The following is a 4499-nucleotide window of genomic DNA, read 5'->3' on the forward strand; positions in this document are numbered from 1 at the left end:
CAGATCCTATACTGAATCCTATAACAGTAAATATTGTCTTTATCGAAACTTAAACTAGTAAACTAAACTTCTTCTATTCTATACTCCATATACCCCTCATAAAAGTAACTAGCATCTATCCCCTTCATGAAAATCTTTCGATCATCCACTTTATCTGTCAACGAACCCTCCAACAAATATCGTATCTCCAGATCATTCACCGGACTGCGTTCCATTGCTGAAAGATATTTTTCTTTATCGACCAAACTCCAGTCAACAACTTTTCCTAGATTTTTTTTCAAAATCAAATCCAGCCAAATTCGCATACTTCGTCCATTACCTTCTCTGAATGGATGGGCGATATTCATTTCAACATACTTCGCAATAATTTCTTCAAAGGTTTTTTCAGACATCTGATCAATATTTTCTAGTGCTGCTTTTAAATACATCACTGGTGCGAAACGAAAATTTCCTTTGGCAATATTGACATCTCTAATCTTTCCGGCAAAATCATAAATCTCAGAAAATAAATAATAATGGATTTCAGATAATCCTTGGAATGTTCCAACTTCTAATTTATTGATTTTCCCGGTTTCAAATAGATACTTCGCTTTTAGCTTACTCAATTTCTCTTCTGCCTTTGCAAGTTCTATTTGATCGGTAATTCCTAACTTATTTTCCAACATATCAAGCACTCCTTAATCCAAAAGATTTAAGTTACTGATTTTATTTTTTCTAACTTCAGCAGACATTTTATCCATGTATTTCTTCAAATCCTTCTGATATAAAAAATCAGCAATCTCGCGATAGTGATCATTCGTCCAAGCGTACATTCCAATGATCGTATCAAGATGAAATCTTTCCCCATCCTTATTTCCGGCGGTTCTCTCTAAATCCGCTCTTGCCCATTGATCTTCAACGATACTAATTTTGTCAGACAATCCGTTAATGGAATAATCTAATTGCTCTAATTGTTCAGTCTTCCAGTCTTTCCAGTCACTATCTTCTAAAAGGAGCTCATTAGGTGTCGTATCTAAAATCTCACATATCCTAAGCAATGTGGCGAATGAAGGCGAAAAAACACCGCGCTCGATTTTAGAAACTGTTTGTTCGATGATCCCTAAAGATTCGGCAAGTTCCTTTTGAGTGATTTTTCGATCATTTCGAATACGTTTAATATTTTTTCCAATTTTTTTATCTAAATTTTTCTCTTCGTTAGACATCTTTTTAACCCCTTTAAGTTTGTTTGAAAGAGTTACATATCGTTTCTACTACACAATAGTAACATTTAATATGTTGGTTGTAAACAACACTAACATTATTAGTGTTTACAAAATGGATTATGCCTGATATACTAAAGACAAACATTAATAGTGTTAGTTAGTAACACTAAAAAGGTGGTGAATCTATGGCAAAACTCGTCTCAAAAAAGGATCTCATTCGAGCAGGTTATTCAAACTATCATGCAGCAAAGATCATCCACGATTCGAAGCAGTTGTTAGTCAGCAAAGGCTTCTCTTACTATAAAAATCGCAGACTTGGAGTTGTACCGAATCATGCGATCGAAGAGCTGATTGGTATCGATCCACTGGAATCAGACTAATATAGGTGTCGAAACGCTGTGGCAAAGCGCGGTTGCGCCAGCAACCGCAAGCTTTGTTACAGCGATTTCGATACCCTAGAAGCTTTGCTGCTTCAAGCCCCATATTCTAACAGGGGGCTAGCACTAAATAATTATGTCTTACCACTCCCCTCAACACTGTTACATCAACAATTTGTCTGTCACTTTTTTCAACTGTTCAGTCACACTCTTATTACGGAGGTATTAAATGGAAAAATTAGATTCACTAGAAGTTGGAGAAGCCATCAAAGAATCTAGACTGCTTCATCGATTATCACAAAAAGAATTAGCAAAAGAAATTGGTATTTCACGTTCTATGCTCTCTAAAGCAGAAGCTGGCACACGTAAATTATCTCAAAGCAATTTAGAAACACTATTCGACTTCTTTCACAACCTTGAAGGTGATGAACCTCTTAAAGGAAAAATAGATTATCTTTCCATCCACTTCTCTACTTTAGAATCCGAGTGGGTTATTACGGAAATATTAGGAATCGCAAATAATCATTTTGAATTTCACGATAGCGCACCTCTGGGCTACGATGATCGACTCTCCCTCTTAAATATCATCAATCTCTTAAGGTCTCATACGAATCGAGAAAAGGGAGTACTTTTAGAGCTATCTGGGCAAGGCTGTACAATGTTAGGTGGATGGCTCAAATCGAGAAAAGAAACATGGTTTGATTTTTTCAAAAAGGTTTTTAAATATCAGGGAAATTTTACTCGAATTGATTTGGCGTTAGATGATTCAGTTGGTGTGATTGATCTAGATGAGATCAAAGAAAAAATCGAACGAGAGGAATTCTGGTCAAAATTTAAAGTCGCTGAAGTGATTTCCTCAAAAGATATTTCTAATAATGAGTCAAACGGAACGACTATCTATTTCGGTTCCAAAAAAAGTCTGGTTCATTTCTGCTTTTATCAAAAAAATTACGAACAAAAACGCAAAAAAGGAATTAAATTGGATGAAGCAGAAATTGTCAATCGCTATGAGCTACGATTCCGACATGAAAAAGCTGACAAATTAGCGAAAGAATTATTGAAACACCATGATATAGAGGATGTCATATACAGACTATTGAATACTCACCTGTGCTTTTACGATCGTCCTAAAACGGAAAAAGATGTTGAAATGGATCGCAACTGGAAGCGTTTGATAGGAGCGGCTAGAAAAATATCTTTACCTTTGGATGTCAAAGCGGTATCGTATGCAAGAAGTGCCTCGTGGATAATCAACAATGTAGCTCCCACACTCAAATTTCTCTCGATTGTTGACACTCATTTGAATGCCAGACTACTTGAACAAATTATTGAAAATGCGGAATTGAATAAAAGACAAAAAACATTGATTGAAATCATCAAGGACGATCCAGACCCTTATAAAGATCAAATTCGTATTTTTGAACGATCCTTCTTTTTTAAAAAGGAACAAAAAGAAAAAAGCAAAGCACACATAACAGAAGAAACTGATTCTGTCGATGCATACTCCGCCCTAGACAAGTTGAGTATACCACATTCTGAAAAGCTTCTAAAGAACTTAGGAGGTTTTCAACAATGACAATAAGCAAGGTAAAAGGAAAATACAAGGTTGATGTGTCCTTTGGAGTAGATCCAATAACAGGCAAACGGATTCGGAAAAAATTATATGGAATCGACACATTAGCAAAAGCGAAAATGATTGAGAGCGAGCTTAGACAAAGTGATACAACAAAATTGATGAAAGATCGTAATACTATCACTTTCGAACAACTCGCCGAATTGTTCTTTGAACAAACTAAACATGAGCATAAACCATCTTACAATTATTCAAAGCAAGCAAATTTCAAAAGCCATCTTCTCCCTTATTTCAAAAATGCGGATGTCAGAAATATTTCCAGATCACACATCCGAGAATTTCGAGAAGAGCTCATTGACAACAGCAAACTAAGTTACAACACGATCAACAAAATTATTCTGCTTTTAAAGAAAATATTTGATGTAGCTGTTGATGAAGAAATCATTGAAACTAATCCTTGTTTTAAAATCAAAAATCTTCGAATTGAAAAGAAAGAGATGGAGTTCTGGACACCCGATGAATTTTCACAGTTCTTAGATTATCTGAAAGAAGAAAATTCAAAAGAAAACTGTTTTGAATTAATTTTCTATACTCTCTTCTTTACAGGAATGCGAATTGGTGAGCTGCTTGCTCTAACTTGGAATGATATTGATTTTAATCGCCGTGAGATCATCATCAATAAAAATGTCTCACAAATCAAAGGACAGACGGTTGTATCAACACCGAAAACAAAAAGCTCGATCCGCAGAATCAGTATTCATTCAAAACTCGCAAATATGCTGAAATTTTGGAAAAAAGAACAAGAGGTATTGTTCATCAATAAGTTCGACCTTCCACACGGAAACACAACACAAGTCTTTCAATTTAAATTGATGGAAACAACAAGATTTCACGTTCGCAAGAAAATGGATGTGATTTATCGCCATCATCGGGATTTGAAAAAGATCAGAATTCACGATTTCCGCCATTCCCACGTGGCTTTGTTGATCGATAATAAAGAAGAATTAGTGACGATCAAAGAGAGAATGGGACATTCAAGTATTACAACGACCATTGATGTTTATGGACATTTATTTCCTAATAGACAACAAGAAATGGCGGATCGCTTGAATGATTTGCTTTAAGAAATAACGAGCTGGTCCATGATTGGTCCATCAGAGGTGTTTTTCAACCAAAATATCTCTGATTCGTTCTCTTGATCTCTTTCTTTCGATAACAAAAAAAGACTCAACATTTCTGCTAAGTCTTTCGTTAGGGCGAACGATGGGAATCGAACCCACGAGTGCCGGAGCCACAATCCGGTGCGTTAACCACTTCGCCACGATCGCCATGGTGCTATTTAATTTC

At 35.8% G+C, this 4499-nt stretch carries 5 protein-coding genes and 1 tRNA gene; 3 read left to right on the plus strand and 3 right to left on the minus strand.

Features of this window, described 5'->3' with window-relative positions; genetic code table 11:
• Window positions 1-62: 62 nt before the first annotated feature.
• Both fic and A5868_RS09200 read right to left on the minus strand, forming a co-directional pair.
• On the minus strand, window positions 63-665 hold the full coding sequence (fic, locus tag A5868_RS09195; protein ID WP_086303679.1) for a protein adenylyltransferase Fic: 603 nt from the start codon (window positions 663-665) through the stop codon (window positions 63-65).
• Window positions 666-677: 12 nt separating this feature from the next.
• Complete coding sequence (locus A5868_RS09200) at window positions 678-1202, minus strand: helix-turn-helix domain-containing protein (protein WP_086303678.1); 525 nt, start codon at window positions 1200-1202, stop codon at window positions 678-680.
• 185 nt (window positions 1203-1387) lie between these two features.
• Here A5868_RS09200 and A5868_RS09205 point away from each other — a divergent pair, with 185 nt between their 5' ends.
• The 3 genes from A5868_RS09205 to A5868_RS09215 all read left to right on the plus strand — a co-directional run bounded on the left by A5868_RS09205 (window position 1388) and on the right by A5868_RS09215 (window position 4276).
• The gene (locus tag A5868_RS09205; RefSeq protein WP_086303677.1) at window positions 1388-1582 is read left to right on the plus strand and encodes a DUF3173 family protein; all 195 of its coding nucleotides are present in this window, start codon (window positions 1388-1390) and stop codon (window positions 1580-1582) included.
• A 226-nt stretch (window positions 1583-1808) separates the two neighbouring features.
• Window positions 1809-3155 (plus strand): replication initiation factor domain-containing protein, encoded by a 1347-nt coding sequence (locus tag A5868_RS09210; protein ID WP_086303676.1) that lies wholly within the window; start codon window positions 1809-1811, stop codon window positions 3153-3155.
• A complete protein-coding gene (locus tag A5868_RS09215) occupies window positions 3152-4276 on the plus strand; it encodes a tyrosine-type recombinase/integrase (protein ID WP_087654153.1) in 1125 nt (374 codons plus the stop codon). Before A5868_RS09210 ends, A5868_RS09215 begins: the two co-directional genes overlap by 4 nt.
• A gap of 131 nt (window positions 4277-4407) precedes the next feature.
• Here A5868_RS09215 and A5868_RS09220 read toward each other — a convergent pair.
• A tRNA-His gene (locus tag A5868_RS09220) sits at window positions 4408-4480 on the minus strand.
• Window positions 4481-4499: the final 19 nt, after the last annotated feature.

The organism is Enterococcus sp. 12F9_DIV0723 (assembly GCF_002174375.1).
In the GTDB taxonomy this organism is placed as follows: domain Bacteria; phylum Bacillota; class Bacilli; order Lactobacillales; family Enterococcaceae; genus Enterococcus_A; species Enterococcus_A gilvus.

Coding starts and splice junctions, on each gene's coding strand:
- fic (WP_086303679.1), bottom strand. CDS start 665: ATGTTGGAAAATAAGTTAGGAATTACCGATCAAATAGAACTTGCAAAG.
- A5868_RS09200 (WP_086303678.1), bottom strand. CDS start 1,202: ATGTCTAACGAAGAGAAAAATTTAGATAAAAAAATTGGAAAAAATATT.
- A5868_RS09205 (WP_086303677.1), top strand. CDS start 1,388: ATGGCAAAACTCGTCTCAAAAAAGGATCTCATTCGAGCAGGTTATTCA.
- A5868_RS09210 (WP_086303676.1), top strand. CDS start 1,809: ATGGAAAAATTAGATTCACTAGAAGTTGGAGAAGCCATCAAAGAATCT.
- A5868_RS09215 (WP_087654153.1), top strand. CDS start 3,152: ATGACAATAAGCAAGGTAAAAGGAAAATACAAGGTTGATGTGTCCTTT.